Here is a 17,302-nt window from a genome sequence, read left to right on the forward strand (position 1 = left end):
CGAAGGAGGAACATCGAGAACTTATGGATTACGCAGTATTAAAAAAGAACTTTGAAAACCATCGTTTTCATACATCATATTTCGAGACAAAGGAGGAAGCTGCCGCTTATCTGAGTAACCAGATCAAGGGCGAGAAGGTCGGCTTTGGCGGCTCTATCACCGCAAAAGAGATGAATCTCTTTGAGATCCTCGGAAAAGACAACGAAGTGATCTGGCACTGGGAACAGGGACCGGATGCAAGGATCAAGGCGAAAGATTCCACCGTATATATCCTGAGTGCCAACTCCGCTGCCGCGACTGGCCAGATCATCAACATCGACGGGACCGGAAACCGTCTTTCCGAGAGCTTATTTGGACCGAAACGAGTATACTATGTGATCGGGAAAAATAAAATCGCGCCGGATCTGTCCTCCGCAATGGATCGCGCGCGAAATATCGCCTGTCCAAAGAACGCGGCGCGTTTTAACAAGAAGACTCCTTGCGTCGTGTCCGATGACAAAAAGTGCTATGACTGCAACAGTCCGGAGAGGATCTGTAACGCGATCCTGATCTTAGAACGCCCCTGTACCGGAATGGAAGTTGAAATGGTATTTATCAACGAAGATCTTGGATATTAAAGGAGAGACACATGAATATTCTGTTTTTTCTGACACCAAAGAGTGATGTGGCATTTATCTATTCTGATGCGAACCTGAGAGAAGCGATCGACCTGATGGAAGCGCACCGCTACTCCGCCCTGCCGATCCTTACGAAACAAGGACGGTATGCCGGAACGCTGACGGAAGGTGATCTGCTCTGGTACATGAAGAGCCATATGAACCAGAGTTTAAAGGATATGGAGCTGATCTCCATCATGGAAGTAAAGCGCCGTCAGGACAACAGCCCGGTAAACGCCGGTGCGAAAATGGAAGATCTGCTGGACAAGGCGATGCAGCAGAACTTTGTCCCGGTACTCGATGACAATAAATCCTTTATCGGAATTATCACGAGACGTGATATCATGAAATATTTTTCCGGTTCCTATAAGAAAACAGGAAATGCTTAAGTTATTGGATTCCGGTTCAAATGGCTTTTTCCAGACTGTCGCATAAATTCCTGTCATTTTCTTCCAGCATCATTTTCTGCCGTCCGGTTATACTGATACCATCCCAGAAAAAGGTGGTGAGAAATGATGAATCAGGAAAAGAACGACAGCATCCAGTGCTCGATCCATAACTGCGTGCATCATGCGGAAAATGTGGATTACTGCACCTTAGACCGCATCCATGTAGGAACGCATGAGCTCAATCCTACAAAAAAGGAATGTACCGACTGTGATTCCTTCCAGTGCAAGATGTAGTCCTGTCTGACCCTTGACGAGAAAAGAGATCCCTTCCTCCCATAAATTTTATGGAAAAGGAACGGGATCTCTTTTTCTATTCTTCTACCGTGAATTTCCTGCCCTCACCGGTGCCGGATCGAAGCTCGGATTGAACGCATAGAAATTTCTGGAATCGAGCCGGTCCTGGAGGCCGCGGAGTGCTTCTCCGAAGCGCTGGAAATGGACGATCTCGCGCTTCCTTAAGAAACGGATCGGTTCACAGACATCGGGATCTGTCACGACACGAAGGATGTTGTCGTAGGTGCTCCGGGCTTTCTGTTCCGCAGCAAGGTCCTCGAACAGATCGGTGATCGGATCACCTTTCGACTGGAATTCGCAGGCATTAAACGGCACGCCGCCGGCTGCCTGGGGCCAGATCCCTGTGGCATGGTCGATATAGTACGGGCCGAATCCCTGCGCTTCCAGCTCCTCCGCTGTTAAGTTTCTCGTGAGCTGGTGAACGATCGCCGCGACGATCTCCAGATGGGCGAGCTCCTCCGTTCCGATATCCGTCAGAACCGCTTTCTGCTCCCCATACGGCATTGAGTAGCGCTGGGAGAGATAGCGCATGGACGCACCCATCTCGCCGTCAGGTCCACCGAAATGCAGAAACCTATGATAATATATTGGCTGTTAGCATGTCTGGATCTTTCAAGACAAGAGTGTTGAGAAGTGCCTAAAAATAAGACTTTCTGGTAAAAAAATATTCCGGCTCATTCGCCTGGACCTCATGGCTGAAACCTATGATATTTAAAAAATAATAATTTGAGTAAGTGCAATATCGGTTATTCTTATAATGGAACGGATGGAACAAACGCTATCTATACAGCAATTCCGAACGGATCGACTGTGTGGTTTAGCATAAATGGAAATACCAAAGTAGGGCAAGAACTTGGCTTATCACAACAGTATGAAGGCGCAGAAATCATTATATGGAAAAGCTCGGATTGGCGTGGTGGAGCTTTAGCAATAGGTGGAGATGGATCGCCAGTGATGATCGGTCAAAACAATGGTTCGAATTCTATAAAATGGAATCCACTTGCTTTAAAGAGTGATTTGTTTAGCTCAGGGTCTATAACAAATCCAAATACTTGTACTGTTCCATTTTGTCTTGTAAATGGATGGCACTCTGCGATTACTAATGTTCCTGATGCCGCAAAGGGGAAGTATTCAATCTTATTGAACATATGGGAGTACGGACCAAGCAGCACAGGAAATTTAACAAGTAACCATATGCAAGCACTTATTATTGAGAAAGGTGGCGGGATATTTACTCGACTGTACATCAATAGTGCTTGGTCCGACTGGGCATAATTATGACCAGTTTTCGAAGTTACCGTTTTCATACATCCTCGTGTGCACAGTATTATTACCTGTTATAAGAATTTGTAATCTCACTTTTGTCAAATCACCGATATCTGTAGGATAAAGCCAGGTAGTTTGTAAGCTATTCCAAGTGTTTTTTGCGTCATCAGGAACATTTACAAGATCATGACTCCATCCGTTTACAACAGAAAACGGCGTAGTACAAGTATTTGGATTAGTAATCCAGTTGCGTGAAAACAAATCACTCTTTAACGCGTATGGAGATGCTTGCCAGCCCTTCGAGGAATCATTACAGTAAAAATGTTTGCCGCTATAATCAAATGCATGGAGCATTCCCCGTTCGGCAATACCAACAGTATTGTTGGTTGCAGGAGCGATTGGAGATGTGTATGGGATCTCAAACACAAACGACTTACTCCATGCACCAACGTCCATGAGCTGAGACAGCTGAGTGTACCCTTTATCGGAAACATTTATAAATTTGTTACTCAAATTATTATTTTCATCTGACNCGATTGGAGATGTGTATGGGATCTCAAACACAAACGACTTACTCCATGCACCAACGTCCATGAGCTGAGACAGCTGAGTGTACCCTTTATCGGAAACATTTATAAATTTGTTACTCAAATTATTATTTTTTTTAAAAGCGGTCACAAAATCTAAAAATTATCGTTTATATTGTCGAGGTTGTGTAATCGTTGTTTTTATCTTCGGTATTTTCCATCACCATTTAAGGAGGCGGCTCTTGCTTACGCAGGAGACCGCCTTCGCCCCTTTACAAGATGATCGCTCCTCTATCATTTGTCCTCACCTGCATCTCGCCCTCCAGCATACCACCATCCTGGCCAAATGCAAATACTTCTTTTCCAATCACCTGTATGCAGCTGGTGAGCATCGCCCCATCAGATCCGAGATAATACCATCTTCCCTCAGACTGTTTCCAATCGTCGTGAAGCATATACCCTGCTGACCCGAAGTAATACCAGTGCTTTTCTCCATTCCACTCCAGCTCTTCCCATTTATTCTTTGGATAACTGCCATCAGCATTCTGCCACCACCAGCCGTTTGCATCATGCTGCCATCCTGCGATGACGGTCTTTTTCTCTTCCTTTGGCCATGTCTTCATGAACTCTTCCGGGGTCCTAAATTTCTTTTTGATTCCACTGGTACTGCTGCCCCAGTCTGGGAGCTGGAAATGGGGTTTATCCGGGATAGACTTCCAATTTCCTCCCCACTCCAGGCCGATGGATATCCCGATCGCGCCGACCTTGCCGAAAAATCCATCGTTATCGTAAAAAGCGTCCTTCCCATCAGCTCGATAAATATCAAAGGCCGTTCCCCACTGGTGATAAGAGCTGAACGATGATCCTGGAGCATTTGTTACTCTCTTTCCTGGCTTTGTGCGTCCCTGAGCATACAGGGCATCCTGCTCCGCCGTGGTGCGTAGCGTCTCACTTATCTTAATCTGCAGCCCCTGCTTCGCGCACTCTTTGATCAGCTCTGCGGCCAGTGTCTGGAGCCGCGGATGGCATAACGTAATATCTCTCATAAACATTTCCTTTCCTTTAAAACAAAAAGCCCCGGAGGCATCCTCCCGGGAAGTTGCACCGGTGCAACTAATCATGATCTTCTGGAATAGTTACCCCTGCATGAATTAGCTTTTCCGTCACCGCCAGACCACGGATCAAGAACTCCGGCACATTATATCCGCATTCCACGAGATTTTCCAGGATGCTGCGGATCTCATTGACAAGCAACGAAGCCAGCGTAAACCAGCCAAGTAGCACCAAGAATCCCAGATCAATTCCCATGAGGTCTTTCCCGAGATGGATAAACAGTGCCGGGATCAAAAATGCAACCGCAATGATGATCCAATATCCTACTTTCTTTACTGCTCCTTTAAGTCCCGCTTTGCTACTTTCCTTCCCAAGTCTTCTTGACTTGTACCATCCAGTAAGCCAGTCCAGAATATTGCAAAGCAAATATCCTGCAAACACATACCAGTATGTTCCAAAAATCAGTGTCAGAATCATCACTACTGAGCCAGCCACAGCATTGTAGCGATCAATGAAGGTTTTTGTCATGATTACCACTCTCTTTCTTTAAATTTATTCTAACCAAATCTCATAGATTTCTGCCTGTATGCCTCCAGACGTTCCATTCAAACTGTTTGAATTTCGTGCACCAAAATACAGAATGTCGTTCGTCTTCTGTTTTATCGACATTTCAAGCGTTTGTTCCTCTCCCGTCCACGCTACTCCTCCAGATGCAACACTGGTGAAAGTCGAATTTGGCTTTGCGAACATGCTGAAATAAAAATTATAATTATGCCCATATTGTGCATCTGTAGCCTTGAATTTTACAATAACTTTCGAATACTGGCTCAGATCCCATTTGCCTTTTGTTACAAATGTCCCCGATGACAATTTTGTGCCATACACAATAGACTCGGTTCCCACATATGTAGTGCCGCTATGTACATACTCATCGCTGAGAGCGATCTCCGCAAAGTTCGTTCCCCTGTTATATAAATATACATGAGTAGTTGTCGCATCTATATTGACCTGCGTTCCATTTGGCCATCCTGTGTAGAAATTCACACATGAAAAGTAATACTTTGTCACCGGTTCTAATCCTGTAATATCTACATAGTTACTTCCACCTTTTTCATGAGGGTTATTTCCTGCCCCTGTATACACTCTTGTTCCGCCGCTCGCTCCCGGAGTTCCTGATGTGCTCATTTGAATAAATATCCCTTCCCACGGCCAGCTTGTTGGATTTTTCCAGCTAATACGGATCGTGTTATGAGAGAGAGCGGCCGCACTAAAAGATATTGCTGATTGAGTTTCCCCTTTTCCCGTTTCTAATACTCCGTTTGCCCAGTAGGTCTTTCCTTTTGGTACTTCTTCAGGTTTTACAGTTGCTCCGGCAGTCTGGCTTGCCAAGCTCGCCGCGATGATTTTGCCTGATCCATTATGTATTCCAGCTGGAATGGTAACAGACTGCCCTGCTAAAAGTCCCGTACTGGACCATGCGCCGCGATCTTCCTGTGTTCCTGTAATCGTTTTACCATTAACCACCGCTGTCTTGCCTTTTCTTATGTCTGAGTCTGCCGCGGTTCCACCGGTCTGGCTTGCAAGGTCTTTTGCCGTTACGGTTCCCTTTCCATCGTGATATCCTCCCGGAACCGTTACAGACTCTCCTGCTGCTAAGGTCTTTTTCCAGCCAGACTGATCTAACATTGTTCCTGTTGTTGGATCGTCTCCAGAATCTCCTGTGATAGCTGTATACGGGGCAAGAACATGTTTACGATTGGCTGTGCACTCATCTGATCCGGCGGCTCCCTGCTTAATTAAATACGCGTCTGCCACTTTTTATCCCTCCTTCGAGTTCTCCTGAAGCCACTTCTCTGTCTTTTGTCTCCAAAGCTTCGGAACATCTTCAAGTTTCATTTCTCCTGCCTTGATACGCATACCATAAAATCTCGCCATTATTCCGCCACCCCTTCCATCTGCTCTGCAAGGTCACTCGTCGCTTCTCCAAGATCTTTGATAGCTCCATCCTGCGTCGCCTGTCCCTCTTCCAAGGCATCCAGACGCTTCTCTTCGGCAGTTTTCTCCCGTAAACCGAAGAGAACCTTCACAGTGCCATCTTCCTGTTCTGTAGCCTGAATATGAGGTTCCGTAAGAACCATTCCAGAATAAACGCCGACAATGAGATCTGCACCATTCTTCACAGTAACCTCCTGAAGGTTCTCCTGAGTAAGTCTTTTCCATAACGTGATCACATCAGCAGCAGACTGGCAGATTACCTGCAACGCTGTGAGGGAAGCTCCCGCCTCCAGTTCGATGGCAGAGCCATCCTTTAGGATCAGTTTATCTTTGTTCATATGAACTCCTTTCTGCCCTTCCTTATGGGCATAAAAATAGCCCTGGAATGGGCTTGTCTACGGGTAAATAAAAAGAACCATCACGGTGTAATCACCGAAATGGTACTGGGCTTAAGCATCGTTTTGTTGACATCAACAAAATCATCACCATATCCCCGGCCCCGGGAAAATGGTATGTTAATAATAATTTGAGTAAGAGATTATTAGTTGGAGACAATATTGCATCTGCCGATCTCTTGAATGATTCCCCTGATGAACGATTTGGCACGTTGTCTATGCGTTTTAGTGATGGAACAATAAATCAATTATTGCTCTTAAAGGACACAGCGGCTGTTACCATTTTGAGAAATAATGTATGGCAGGAACAGTATCGGCTTGCAACGACGTCAATGCTATCTAATTACATTTCTAAGTCAGGGATTAAATTTGTTGAACAATATTTAAAATCTACGCAAACATTATCACCATCTGGCACAACTTTATTAAATGACGCAAGTATAACCATTCCTTTTAACTGTATCGCAATTTTAACATGGAAATTATGGTGTAAATCTTCTGAACAGAAGACATGGTTTTATTATATGGTGAATAATGCTTATGTTCAGGGAGAACACCAGTGGGACGGAACTGTTCAAAACGACGAAGTCATAAATATATTTGTTATGAACCGTTTTTCAAAAGATCAGGAGTTGACAGTTTCGGTAAAGGGCAACTGCTCAGTTGTCGGCAATAATACATCGCTAACAAGATACAGTTTTGTTTTCATCCCTGTTTAGGATTTGAATTGAATTTCATGTGTTGTCCATTTTTTGCTATCCTTGTTATATGTTTGAATAACACGCCTATTGCAAAGATAAGAAGTATACTCTTGTGCTATGTAATAAATATTTTCAGCTGATCCACCAGCAGACCTATAGACGACGAGTGTAAAAGCATCTGATAACGGGCAATTTTTTAAAGAAACAGCTGTACTATTATCTGTGCAATAGTAATGTCCTGGAGTTGTTATTGTTTGCATATCTGTTCCGGCAATAATTTCAGTGCCTGAACTTTGTGGCCATAAATCATTTAATGTAGCTACTTTGTATTGTTCTTGCCAGACGCCATCTCGACGCAATGTAACACTAATACGATCTTTGAAAACAATCATTTGGTCCTGTCCTTTATCAGAATCAAAATTTAAAACAAAAATCCTGTTGTTTTCAGATGACGCATCAGCTAACCATCCGCCTTTATATCCGACAATACCGATTCTTTTACTCAAATTATTATTAGTCGTATCAATCAGATCCTTCAGCGCCTTCCCCTGTGTGGCATCCAGCGGATTTCCTTCCACCGTAGCCAGAAGATTATTGACCACCTGAGATTTCGCCAGCAGCTTGTTCGCGACCTGTTCTGCAAGCGCATCAAGAAGCTCCTGAGCAGTGACCTCTCCACCTCCTGCCAGATTCTCCGTATCCGTTGCAAGCATATTCTCCAACTTTTTAAGCACCACCTGCGCCTTCGGTATACGTTTCAGTTCTCCGCCGTCTTCAGCAATAAAATACTGGCTGTCCGTCAGATCTGCGGCCGGTACCGTACACAGGTTTTTTGTCTTTGTTTCGCTCATTCTGTCTCCTTTCCGCAGGTCAAGTAAACTCCATCATTGTCCACCAGCTGAACCCCTGCATTGTCCGTAAGATAGATATTCAGATCCTTATCTCCGCCACCTTCATCAATCCGACTGGCCGTCGCAAGGATTCCTCCAATTATGGTCCACATTCCTATGCCCCCTTAATCTTCAGAGGCAGATCCATGGATGGTTTTTCGAAATTACAGTACGCCGTAAACTGCCCTTCTTCTGTTACAATCCGATCCACTTTGTCCCATTCTTTTCTAAGCCTTGTCTTCTCTGCTTTTGATGTTATATCAGCCGCACACTCAATAAATGGGCGGTCCGTATCCAGCATTCCTTCAACCTTAATTGTTTGCGCATACGGCGGTGTACTTGTCCATCCTGCCTCCGTCAGCGTCACTGATTTCTCCCCATACAGCCTGTTTACTGCCGTGTTGGTATTATTCATATCCAGTGCTCCGAAGCTCGTACCTTTCTGGGTGTACGTGGTCGCATCCTTTAATGTAACCTTCCCTTCCGTATCCGTTGTCATTTTATATTTCCGTTCTCCCTCAAAGAGATCATCCTTGTAATCAGTCTTTAACATCTGAAATCACCTCCTCCCAACGTGAATGCCAGAGACTTTCTTCCCGCAAGTGCTCCAGTGAAATTATTGTGCATGATGAGGCATGCCGACTCGATCCGGTTCAGCTCCTCCCATGTGATGAACGGCTGGTTATCCTGATAGTTTTTCCGCACTCCCACATCAAACGGGTATGTTCCTGCACAGATATGGTCCACATTCGCCTCAAACCGGTTGATCTCATCGGCGTAAAATCCGTAATCTGTATACGTCTTATCCTCACCCATCTCCTCAAAAGGAAACTCTTTCCACAATTCTCTGGACATATCCCGGAGTTCATTCAGATTATTCTTGATCCGGTTATAATCCTCGATATTCATGAAGTCACTGGCCTTCCAATCTGTCTTAGGAGTCTGCCACATATCCCATTTCCCTCCTTGCCTTTACTGATCCGGAGAATGCTCCGTTAAAATTCAGCGTATGCTCGTAAATTCGGAGCAACAGCCCTGATACATATTTGTTTTCCAGATATGCCAGATCGTTCGCGTCAAGCCGCGGATCCCCACGATAGCTCAGATCATATTCCCGGTCCGCCTTCATGTAGTCCCCGATCCAGTCCGCCAGATCTGCGGCATGTACAATATCAGATACCAGTGGATTCTCCCAGGTTTCTACGGATCCTGTGGTACCAAGCTGTCGGCTCACTTTCGCCTGGGAAGTCATGTATTCTTTTCCCGATACAACGATCTCACAGGCTCCTGCTACCCCTGAAAGCTCCACAGTAGCAAAGTAGCACCCAGATTCTACAATCTTCGCCGTCTGCCCCTCCTGTGCGTTTGTGATCTCACATGTGATGTCATATGAAGCGTTCGAAAAGTAAAATGTATACCGGTTATCCAGTGCGGACACCGCAATCGTTTCCCGAGTGAGTTCCTTCGCCGCTTCACTGCTCGGACCGTAAATTGTACGCACCACCTGTAGCTCCCGTACTTTTGCCAGCTGTGTGCCTTTCGGCGTCTTCGTCAGCTCTGCGCCGTACTGGAATTCGTAATCGGTGCTGTCTCCGAAAATTACATTGTCGAGGATCACACGGTTATACGGGGTTCCCTCGGTGAACTCCATGATCATCTGATCAAATTCTGGGAATTCATGGTTTATGGTGATCGTCTCATCCAGCCTTGAAACGGTATAAGACTCCTGCGGCACTCCTGCCAGATATGTATGGAAGATCATCTGCTTCGGGGAATTCTGTCCAAATTCGAGCGTGATCCCAAAGCACTTGTATCCTGCTTCCATATCGATCTCCAAAGATGGATTTTCCGTGAAGGTGCCATCTGCTCCTGCCACCTGTTCTGAGATGTAGCCCGTGCTGATTTCTTCCGAAGCCTGGCGGGGCAAAAAGTATCTTGTTGATCTTACATCCGTATAGTCCCGCGCCGGTGATGCATAGGCTCTCCTGTATCCTCTCTGAAGGACTCCGGCTGCGTTGCTGTAATAAGTCTCATTATCCGATTTTGCTGTGGCATCCGGATTGAAGCTTGAGCCCATGAAAATCTTTCCTGTTCGATCCTGATAGAGAAGACATCTCCCAGCGTTCGCAATCAGTTGCAAGGCCTCTCGGTGAGATACCGCAGGCATGGGATTTTCTACCATGATATCCTTCAAGTAAGTGTCCAGCCAGTAATCACGCCGATCCACTCCGGCATCATCCAGCACATCGACCGCTAAGTCGTACAGGCTGATACCCTCCGGATGAAGGATCCCGCCATAATACGTCCCCGTAAGGTCTTCAAATCGGTCCGATGCAGTGAAACTCATTTCTTCATCGTCCGCCGACCACTCCCGAAGGTACGCTGTGGCTCCCGGCATCCATTCTATAGATCCATCATCCAATGTCTGACCGTATAAGACCGTGATCTCCTGCCCAATTTCAAGATAGTTCACTGCTGATTCCGAATTTTCAATGTCCCAGGCACGATTCTTGTTGTCGATCGTCAGATCCATGTCCAACGTCGGTAGTTCCTCCATAATCGGGCTGATATGCTCTTTTTTCGTAGCCGATAGAATCTCGCGATTCCCGAAGTAGATTCCGATTCCCAGCGTGATCTGCTGGATCCGGAACCGGCTCTGTCCATTTACCATTTTTGATGGAGTAAATCTCAGGTACGTCGCTCCGATAAACAGCTCATCTGTAGTGAACGCCGCTGCAGTGTTTCCTGTTACCGTAACAGTGTGATTATCTGATTCGATCATAAAATCGACCGGATAGGCTTTTCCAAAGTCAATCGTGACTCCTTTGATATCATGGAGCTCCGGGAGCCGGATCTCGATGGGACCGAGAAGGGATTCACTCACAAGTCCCTGGTTCAACACCACATCCGCCCTTGTACGGGGAAGGAAGTACATACTGCCGTCCACAGCGCTATAGTCCTGATCGCATGTTGCGTACAGTTCTTCCACTTTATAGTTATCAAGCGGCATTTTAAAACTGCTGTAGTAGGTATAATTGTCGTGATCCGGCACGTATGCTGAGGACTGCGCTTCCTGGTTAATGAGTCCAATCGATACACGAATGTACCCCTGCTGCCGGAAGCTTCCCTTCATGTGTTCCTTATATGCGTTGCTTGCTGACTGCATTATTCGATCACCCCGCAATCGATAATATTCACTTTACAGTCCTGGTACCTGGTCGGAAGCCCGTCCGCATCAAACTCGATCGGCGTGGCCGTTCGGTTTCCTGGGTACATCCGGATCGTCTGGAACCCATTATGTACCATATCCGGGATCTTCGCTGTCACCACAAACTTATCGAACTCCTGCAGCATTGCGGCCCACGTCTCAGCATCCAGAAACTTCCACTGCAAGCCATCCACTTTATGCTGATCTCTTCCGACTTTCTGCCCCACGAACTCTCCCAGGGCATTCTTTCCGTCTGAGACATTCGTTGCCACTACAAGATTTGCTCCAACATCGGGGGCGGGAAATTCCCGCCCGTTGATCGTAATCACTGCCATGCTCCCGCCTCCTTATGTCGTTTTCAGTGTGTAGCCGGTCCTCTTATCCAGCTCCGTCAGTTTCTTCTTGATATCCCGCACATCAATCTTGACCGTCAGGTCCATCGCCTCGATGAGGTTAATGATTTGCTTCAGTAGATCTACCATAAGTGCCAGATACTGGTCGCTCATATTATTTCCGGATGCAAGTGCCACGGCGCGGTCTACCATCGCCTGCATGCGGTCCTCCGGCGCTACGATCTCGCCGTAATGCCGGTTATCACCGATCATTGCAAGCTGCGGTGTATTTGCCCGCACAAAGCCGCCCTGCGCCAGTCTCGGGAGTTTTACCGTGGACATGGTAGGAATATCAAGTCCAAAGCTCTCTCCGCCGATTCCCGGCACCCAGTCCGGTATATCAAAACTCAGATTGTTAAGAGCATCTATCATTTTGTTGACGCCCTTAACGACTCCGTTTGCCATCTTCTCGACACCGGAAAGAATATTGTTGATCGCACCGCGGATTCCAGACCAGATACCGTCGAAGATACTGATAGTCTTCTCCTTCAGCCCGGACCAAACACCATTCCACTTCTCCTTGATACCATCCAGTGCCGTACTAATTCCAGACTTGATCGCCGTCATGATCGCCGTGATCTTATCCCGGATTCCATCAGTAATAGTCGATATCGTGGTGCGGATTCCGGTCCAGATCTGCTCGGTCTTTGCTTTTACAGCGTTCCAGGCTTCTGCAATCTTATTGCTGATTGCAGTGAAGATGCTCTCTACCAGAGCTTTTATCGCATTCCAGCAGGTCTCCCCAAATGCTTTTACCGCGTTCCATGTGAGCGTCCACTTATTCTTGATTCTGTCTAATATCAGTTCGATAACAGACCGTATCGCCTCGAACACGGTCGTTACCAAGGCCTTCATTGCCGTCCAGGCACCCGACAGCATCTGTTTTACACCGCTCCATGCCCTTTCCCAGTCCAGAGTAAATACTCCTAACAGGAAATCCAGGAGACCGTTGAGGAAATCCAGAACTCCGCTGATCACTTTTCCAACATTTGTGAGAAAATTAAAGAATGCATCGATCGCCTTTCCAAGGTGACTTGCAATCTTCGGCGCTACATTCGCAATAAACCACGCCAGGAACGGCTGAAGCACTTTCTCCCACACCTGCTGAATGCACTCGGTTACTTTTCCAGCAAACTCCAGGAACTTATCGATCAACGGCTGTAAGGTCGATGTAGTAAAGTCTGCGAAGCGATCTGCGGCATTCTGAAGTACCGGGAGAATATTCGCCTGGAATGTGTCCAGGAATACCTCTGCAAGCTTCGAGATGCCATCTCTGAAGCTTTGTAAGAGTGGGCTGATACTTTCATCATATTTTTTCTGTACCGAATCAATTAAGCCCGCAAAGGTCGTTCTGATTGCAGATGTAACGGTCTGCACCACGTCCAGAATGCCCTGGAAAGCTGCTTTGATTTTCTCCTGATTGTTTATGATCGGTGTCGCAATAAGATCTAAAATATCACGCCCGAACGATCCTGCTAATGCAGTAACGCCCATAAATGCATCAGAAAAAATTCCAATGAGATCCGCCGTGATCTGCTTCCCGGATCCACTCCGTAATACTGTAAAAATTTCAGCCACTGCTGCCGACAGATTCCCGGCTATTCCTGCAATATCGCCACCAATATCAAACATGGAAACGATATATCCACGGATTCGATCCGTATTTTGCTGAAGATACCGATCTAATCCCCCGAGAAGGTTGTCCGCAATCGACATCCCGATAGATCCGAATGATCCGGCTATCTTTCCAAGGCTGTTCGCCGCAGTGGTCGCAAACTCATCCGCGGACCGCTTTACCGCCGGATCACCAAAAATATTCTTAACGGACTCCCGGATCCCATCGACAGATCTCTGAACATCATCAAAGACTGCTGTATCACCGAACCCACTCCAGAATCCATTCATAAAGGACTGCCGAAGTTCATTGATCTTCTTCTGGATATTGTCCAGACGGCTGTCGATCTCATCGGTTCCTTTTGCCAGGGATCCCATGTCGATATCCTCGGCTCCATAGTCCCCAGCTCCACTGCCAGAGCCTCCGCTTCCAGAACTATCCGAAGGATTGATAATGTTCAGCTCATCGATTCCCGTGGACATACCTTTCATGTCCTTGGCAGCCTTCTTTGCCGCAGTTCCGGCTCCGGATGCTGCGGATCCGGCTTTGTCTGATGCGGCGGCAACCGCTTCCATTCCTGCTGCCGCCGCAGAGACTCCTCCACCAGAGGATTTCTTTCCGGAGATCAGCTCTGTAAACGCCTTGAATGCATTTGCCAGAGTCATCAATTTGCCAATGATCGTGTTGATCACTTTGAGCACCGGAGAAAGAACATTGATCAATCCCTGTCCGATCGTTGCCCTCAGGCTATCAAATTGTAATTTGAGGATTCTTACCTGGTTTGCCCATCCATCGGAAGTTCTCGAAAAGTCTCCGGCCGCAGAGGTCAGCTGATCCTGCACAAATTTATACCGCAGGGCAACCTTTTCAGCCTCGGACATCTTCGCCGTCGTCTTGCCGAATCCATTTGCCAGAGCATAGCTGTCTAATGCGGTTTGCGTCATGACGATGCCCAGATCCTTCAGGCTCTCCGTCTCGCCGGTAAATACCGATTTCAGCTTTGTGTACGCTTCATCCTGACTGATATTGTAGAAAGACGCTACATCTCCCGCCAGACCGGTCAGCGTCGTTCCCATTTCGTACGCCTGCTGCTCACCGAATCCAAATGCCTTCGCCATAGCCCCGAAGGTTCCTGTGAACTGCTTCGCCATCGTCTCCGACAGTCCAAACTGAGCTGCGGAATTCTTTGCAAACTCATTGATCTTCTGATTCATTCGCGGGAACACAACGTCGACGACGTTCTGGACCTCCGCAAGGTCGGATCCGAGTTCAACGCACTTTGCTCCAAAATCTACAATCTTCTTTACAGCGAACGCGGCTGCCAGGGAGGCACCTGCTTTCTTTGCAAGTGCCTGGATCCCTGTCATCTGCTTCTCAAATGTTCCTTTATTGACGACCAGATCCAGCCCGATCTGACCAACACTGTCAGCCGCCATACCTATCACCTGCCTTTTAAGACAGGCACATCGGCACAGCGTCTTAGATTCTTAATTCAAATATTTTTTTACAGTCTTTATTCTTGCACTTAAAAAAGACACCTCTGCATTCGGCGTCCTCGGATCGATTTGCATTGACCGGATGCCCACAGTATGGGCACCGGACTTTCTCCTGCTTTACTTTTTCAATTTTTACCGCCTCCAAACATCTGAGCCATTATCTGCTCCAGAGCAGCCATCTCACGGTCATAGTTCTTTTCCGTCATATTATCGGCCTTACGATCCCGCCATGCATCGTAAATACGGCGCTGATCCGTCGTGAAATGCTTGATCACTTCCTTATCCGTCTCGGATCGGATGGCTACTACACGCCCCAAAGCGGTATCCGGGGACAGCCCGGCCAGCAGCGACTTAAACTCATCCCAGGATACCGTCTCAAATTCTTTTGTTCGGATTCTCAACCCGTACTGCGAGAGAAAACTGGAAATGATCAGATCCCAGTCCTCAAACAGGTCGTAGTACGGGTCAGTGCTCTCCCGATGTGTCTGTATCTCCTGAAATGACGCTTACCGCCGCTTCTACCACGGTGATAAGGTCTGCAAAATTCAGCTTCATGTCATCCAGTACTTTTCTGGATTCCTCAGGGAACACGAGATTATACAGTGTGATGACCTCTTTCGGTGTCGGATCGTCCCCCACCAAGTTCATGACCTTTAACATGGTCGGCGCATCCGCGTTCACATCGATCTCCTTATCCTTGATCTTCAGCTTCGGGTTTCCATCAAATTCCAGCTTATTTGTAATATCTACTACTTTTGCCATCTTCACTCCTCCTTATAATGTTGCTGCCGCCGTGAATGTCGGTTTTCCATAGAATACCGCCTCAAACTCCAACGTATCCAGATTTGTAGTATCGCCGCCGCCCGGAGTCGTGACGTTGATCACCACGATGCCGGAAAGCTTTGCACCGGAGACCATTGTCCATTCGAATTTTGTCATAACGTCCTGTCCGAACTTCCATGCAAGTCCTGCAATATAATCGTTTCCTGCATCTCCCACGGATCTCTTGCCTTTAAAGCTAAAGCTCAGCTTTTTTCCAGTCATTGCGGCTTTCGCCCAACCGGCTGCATCCATTGCGTACCACTCTTCCACAGTGCCATCAATGGAGGGAGAGAAGTTCTCAAGGTCTGACGGCATCGCCATGTTTTCGTCCAGACTCTCCTGTCCTTTGGTGCCGAATTTAAAAATATTGTTGTGTACCGGGTACACTTTTCCTACTGTATCAGCCATTTTTTCGTCCTCACTTTCTCTGATAGATGAGATCCAGCCAGATCACATACTCATATATCCCGCTGTCATCCGTCCCCACGTCCTGAGGTTCCGGCACCATCAGGCAGAGATATCTGATCGGAGTCTCTCCGATGGTCAGACTGGTTATCTCTCTTAACTTGTTAAATAATCCATATGCCGCCTTTTCGCTCTCTCCCTTGCTCTTAGTCCAATGGACCAGCAGAGAGATCGGTCTGGTATTATAGGTCGTATGTTCCAGACCGCCCAGTGCGGTATGCGGCGGACCGCTGGATTCACGGCCGTATACGCCGACCGACTTCTGTTTCTTATTGTCCAGCTTGCCGATATAGACGTTCTCATCTTCCGCAATTCCCAGCTCAGCGATCCATTGCCGGATCTCCGGTAATGTCAGCATCAGACACCACCTGCTTTCTTATAGAATCTCTTGAAGGCATTCTGTGCAAAGTCTGCCTTGTCTCCACCTGGAAGCCACGGTGTAAACCACTTTCCTCCAGCATTTGGGTTTTCCGTCTTTTGGAAGTGATATTCCGGATGATAGTAGAGGCGGCGCGCATACGGCGTACTGGATACGATGGATACCCTCCCATTTGCAGACTCACTGTAATCTACGAACGTCGCGTCCTCTTCCAGATGTCCTGTATCGAACGGCATAACCTGTGCCTGCACAACTTCCGTGTGCAATGCCTCTGCTGTCTGCTCTAACGCCGTCACCGCCGCCTCCGACAGCTGCTGGATCCGCGGCCAATTTAACTTTACCGTTGATCTCACTTCCATCAGACCACCTCCATACTGCAGAAGTTCACCGTTCCATCCGGGTTCCTGTTCTTGCAGCCCTGCTCGATCCGGCGCTCTGCGCCAAATACCGTCAGGGTCCCACCACTTAATGTCGGCATATCCGGGGCGATGTCTCCCGGGAACAGTGCGCTTCCCGTGATCTGCACCAGCTTCTTCTCAGCTGTCAGGATCGTCTTCGCACGGTCCTGGAAGTTGCACATCAAATCTGCATCGAACAGATGCTTCGGTTCTCCGAGGTTATTGAGCTCCTCAGATTCCAGATGGACGTGCACAGGTGTCTTGCACAGCCGTTTCGGTACCAAAGATGGGTATTTCATCG

The 17,302-nt window shown here is 47.3% G+C and carries 24 protein-coding genes; 5 read left to right on the forward strand and 19 right to left on the reverse strand.

The genetic code is table 11. The features are described from left to right. Window positions 1–23 precede the first annotated feature (23 nt). The 3 genes from FN001_RS13485 (at window position 24) to FN001_RS13495 (ending at window position 1,339) form a co-directional block, all read left to right on the forward strand. Window positions 24–617, forward strand: coding sequence for a lactate utilization protein (locus FN001_RS13485; RefSeq protein WP_142412187.1), 594 nt, complete (start codon window positions 24–26; stop codon window positions 615–617). 11 nt (window positions 618–628) lie between these two features. Further along, window positions 629–1,045, forward strand: coding sequence for a CBS domain-containing protein (locus FN001_RS13490; RefSeq protein WP_118530560.1), 417 nt, complete (start codon window positions 629–631; stop codon window positions 1,043–1,045). Between the two features lie 123 nt (window positions 1,046–1,168). After that, window positions 1,169–1,339 (forward strand): DUF1540 domain-containing protein, encoded by a 171-nt coding sequence (locus FN001_RS13495; protein WP_021903995.1) that lies wholly within the window; start codon window positions 1,169–1,171, stop codon window positions 1,337–1,339. 84 nt (window positions 1,340–1,423) lie between these two features. Here the strand turns inward: FN001_RS13495 and FN001_RS13500 are convergent, their stop codons facing one another. Then, window positions 1,424–1,987 carry a manganese catalase family protein gene (locus FN001_RS13500; protein WP_486463524.1) on the reverse strand — a complete coding sequence of 188 codons (564 nt, stop codon included), beginning with the start codon at window positions 1,985–1,987 and terminating at the stop codon, window positions 1,424–1,426. A gap of 138 nt (window positions 1,988–2,125) precedes the next feature. Here FN001_RS13500 and FN001_RS13505 point away from each other — a divergent pair, with 138 nt between their 5' ends. Next, a complete protein-coding gene (locus FN001_RS13505; protein WP_142412189.1) occupies window positions 2,126–2,674 on the forward strand; it encodes a hypothetical protein in 549 nt (182 codons plus the stop codon). A gap of 790 nt (window positions 2,675–3,464) precedes the next feature. Here FN001_RS13505 and FN001_RS13515 read toward each other — a convergent pair. From FN001_RS13515 to FN001_RS13530, 5 genes are all read right to left on the reverse strand, one after another. After that, a complete protein-coding gene (locus FN001_RS13515; RefSeq protein WP_142412191.1) occupies window positions 3,465–4,238 on the reverse strand; it encodes a M15 family metallopeptidase in 774 nt (257 codons plus the stop codon). 67 nt (window positions 4,239–4,305) lie between these two features. Further along, window positions 4,306–4,773, reverse strand: coding sequence for a phage holin family protein (locus tag FN001_RS13520; protein WP_142412192.1), 468 nt, complete (start codon window positions 4,771–4,773; stop codon window positions 4,306–4,308). 24 nt (window positions 4,774–4,797) lie between these two features. Further along, complete coding sequence (locus FN001_RS13525; RefSeq protein WP_142412193.1) at window positions 4,798–6,060, reverse strand: fibronectin type III domain-containing protein; 1,263 nt, start codon at window positions 6,058–6,060, stop codon at window positions 4,798–4,800. 3 nt (window positions 6,061–6,063) lie between these two features. After that, window positions 6,064–6,180: a CD1375 family protein gene (locus tag FN001_RS18635; RefSeq protein ID WP_279230972.1), complete on the reverse strand. Its 117-nt coding sequence runs from the start codon at window positions 6,178–6,180 to the stop codon at window positions 6,064–6,066. Next, on the reverse strand, window positions 6,180–6,578 hold the full coding sequence (locus FN001_RS13530; protein ID WP_142412194.1) for a hypothetical protein: 399 nt from the start codon (window positions 6,576–6,578) through the stop codon (window positions 6,180–6,182). Before FN001_RS13530 ends, FN001_RS18635 begins: the two co-directional genes overlap by 1 nt. 188 nt (window positions 6,579–6,766) lie before the next feature. Here FN001_RS13530 and FN001_RS13535 point away from each other — a divergent pair, with 188 nt between their 5' ends. Continuing rightward, complete coding sequence (locus FN001_RS13535; protein WP_142412195.1) at window positions 6,767–7,354, forward strand: hypothetical protein; 588 nt, start codon at window positions 6,767–6,769, stop codon at window positions 7,352–7,354. On the opposite strand, the gene FN001_RS13540 is transcribed toward FN001_RS13535, so the two are convergent. The 13 genes from FN001_RS13540 to FN001_RS13595 all read right to left on the reverse strand — a co-directional run bounded on the left by FN001_RS13540 (window position 7,351) and on the right by FN001_RS13595 (window position 17,300). Further along, window positions 7,351–8,187: a pyocin knob domain-containing protein gene (locus tag FN001_RS13540; RefSeq protein WP_142412196.1), complete on the reverse strand. Its 837-nt coding sequence runs from the start codon at window positions 8,185–8,187 to the stop codon at window positions 7,351–7,353. The two genes, FN001_RS13535 and FN001_RS13540, sit on opposite strands and share 4 nt — an antisense overlap. Then, window positions 8,184–8,339 (reverse strand): hypothetical protein, encoded by a 156-nt coding sequence (locus FN001_RS18175; RefSeq protein WP_185911941.1) that lies wholly within the window; start codon window positions 8,337–8,339, stop codon window positions 8,184–8,186. Before FN001_RS18175 ends, FN001_RS13540 begins: the two co-directional genes overlap by 4 nt. Window positions 8,340–8,341: 2 nt before the next feature. After that, window positions 8,342–8,779, reverse strand: coding sequence for a hypothetical protein (locus FN001_RS13545; protein WP_142412197.1), 438 nt, complete (start codon window positions 8,777–8,779; stop codon window positions 8,342–8,344). Beyond that, complete coding sequence (locus FN001_RS13550; protein WP_142412198.1) at window positions 8,773–9,177, reverse strand: hypothetical protein; 405 nt, start codon at window positions 9,175–9,177, stop codon at window positions 8,773–8,775. Before FN001_RS13550 ends, FN001_RS13545 begins: the two co-directional genes overlap by 7 nt. Continuing rightward, window positions 9,161–11,392, reverse strand: coding sequence for a hypothetical protein (locus FN001_RS13555; protein WP_142412199.1), 2,232 nt, complete (start codon window positions 11,390–11,392; stop codon window positions 9,161–9,163). The genes FN001_RS13550 and FN001_RS13555 overlap by 17 nt, the downstream gene beginning before the upstream one ends. Continuing rightward, on the reverse strand, window positions 11,392–11,769 hold the full coding sequence (locus tag FN001_RS13560) for a hypothetical protein (protein WP_142412200.1): 378 nt from the start codon (window positions 11,767–11,769) through the stop codon (window positions 11,392–11,394). The genes FN001_RS13555 and FN001_RS13560 overlap by 1 nt, the downstream gene beginning before the upstream one ends. Window positions 11,770–11,781: 12 nt before the next feature. Further along, on the reverse strand, window positions 11,782–14,877 hold the full coding sequence (locus FN001_RS13565; RefSeq protein ID WP_142412201.1) for a phage tail protein: 3,096 nt from the start codon (window positions 14,875–14,877) through the stop codon (window positions 11,782–11,784). A 185-nt stretch (window positions 14,878–15,062) separates the two neighbouring features. Further along, window positions 15,063–15,428 (reverse strand): Gp15 family bacteriophage protein, encoded by a 366-nt coding sequence (locus FN001_RS13570; protein WP_142412202.1) that lies wholly within the window; start codon window positions 15,426–15,428, stop codon window positions 15,063–15,065. Beyond that, complete coding sequence (locus tag FN001_RS13575; protein WP_142412203.1) at window positions 15,403–15,699, reverse strand: hypothetical protein; 297 nt, start codon at window positions 15,697–15,699, stop codon at window positions 15,403–15,405. The genes FN001_RS13570 and FN001_RS13575 overlap by 26 nt, the downstream gene beginning before the upstream one ends. 12 nt (window positions 15,700–15,711) lie before the next feature. Further along, a complete protein-coding gene (locus FN001_RS13580) occupies window positions 15,712–16,167 on the reverse strand; it encodes a phage tail tube protein (protein WP_142412204.1) in 456 nt (151 codons plus the stop codon). A gap of 10 nt (window positions 16,168–16,177) precedes the next feature. Continuing rightward, window positions 16,178–16,582 (reverse strand): phage tail terminator protein, encoded by a 405-nt coding sequence (locus FN001_RS13585; protein WP_142412205.1) that lies wholly within the window; start codon window positions 16,580–16,582, stop codon window positions 16,178–16,180. Further along, window positions 16,582–16,962: a hypothetical protein gene (locus FN001_RS13590; RefSeq protein ID WP_142412206.1), complete on the reverse strand. Its 381-nt coding sequence runs from the start codon at window positions 16,960–16,962 to the stop codon at window positions 16,582–16,584. Before FN001_RS13590 ends, FN001_RS13585 begins: the two co-directional genes overlap by 1 nt. Beyond that, window positions 16,962–17,300, reverse strand: coding sequence for a hypothetical protein (locus FN001_RS13595; protein WP_142412207.1), 339 nt, complete (start codon window positions 17,298–17,300; stop codon window positions 16,962–16,964). Before FN001_RS13595 ends, FN001_RS13590 begins: the two co-directional genes overlap by 1 nt. Window positions 17,301–17,302 lie beyond the last annotated feature (2 nt).

Origin of the sequence: Clostridium sp. Marseille-P7770 (assembly GCF_902143525.1) — a bacterium.
GTDB lineage: Bacteria > Bacillota > Clostridia > Lachnospirales > Lachnospiraceae > Pilosibacter.